Below are 800 nucleotides of genomic sequence, written 5' to 3' on the forward strand. Positions count from 1 at the left end.
CGGGTCCATACACACACAATCTATACAAGCATCCGGCAAGCCCTGCATAAAGCCTAACGCGTCCGCCTGAAAGACTTGGTTAAGGTAGGGGGTGAGCATGGGCAAAGCTCCTTAAGGGTGTATTCAGTTGGTTATCGTAGGATCGTTTGGTGGTGTGCATGATAATAAAACACTCCCTTAAGAAAATTCAAAAGTAAAATTTGCTACCCTAAAAACGCAGCCCCTCAACGCTTAAGCGTTTCACTCTGAGGTGAGACCTGCTCACAGCGAGGTGAAAGAGTGGATAAGACTCGCATCCCTGATTTGTTTTTTGATGTAGCGCATTTTGACATCTGGTATCCCCGTGATCAACAAACTATCATTTTCTTTTGTGATTAGGATATAGATCAAATACCGCCCATCTTCCCTAGCAAAACTTTTAATATACTCCGTTTTAGGCGGATCTTTGAAAATTAGCTTGAGGTTGGGCTCTTTTAAAGTCGGTTCGACTAGGTTAAGATAGGCTAAACGCTTCTCCCCGTTTTTATGATCAGCCAAATGCTCTATAAACCTCTTATGATTCTTCACCCCCTTCAAACTCTTTAAAAACCCTTCTATGTCTATTTCTTTAGGGATAGGGGTCGCGTGCGCGCTTAAATCAAGGCTTTTAATAAAAGCTTCTTTCTCCTCTGGGCTTTGAATCACCGCGCTAGGTTTAACCTCCCCACTCTCCTGCTTTTCTTTAGCCCTGCTAGGTTTAGAAGGCTTAGGGGGCATCTGATAGCCCTCTAGTGGCTGGGTGTATTTGCCAGATTTTCTAA

At 43.8% G+C, this 800-nt stretch carries 1 pseudogene; it reads right to left on the minus strand.

The features are described 5' to 3' along the window. Positions 1 to 261: 261 nt before the first annotated feature. Positions 262 to 800 (minus strand): annotated as a pseudogene (locus EAO38_RS08610) (hypothetical protein); the annotation flags it as partial.

The organism is Helicobacter vulpis (genome assembly GCF_003660395.1).
In the GTDB taxonomy this organism is placed as follows: Bacteria; Campylobacterota; Campylobacteria; order Campylobacterales; family Helicobacteraceae; genus Helicobacter; species Helicobacter vulpis.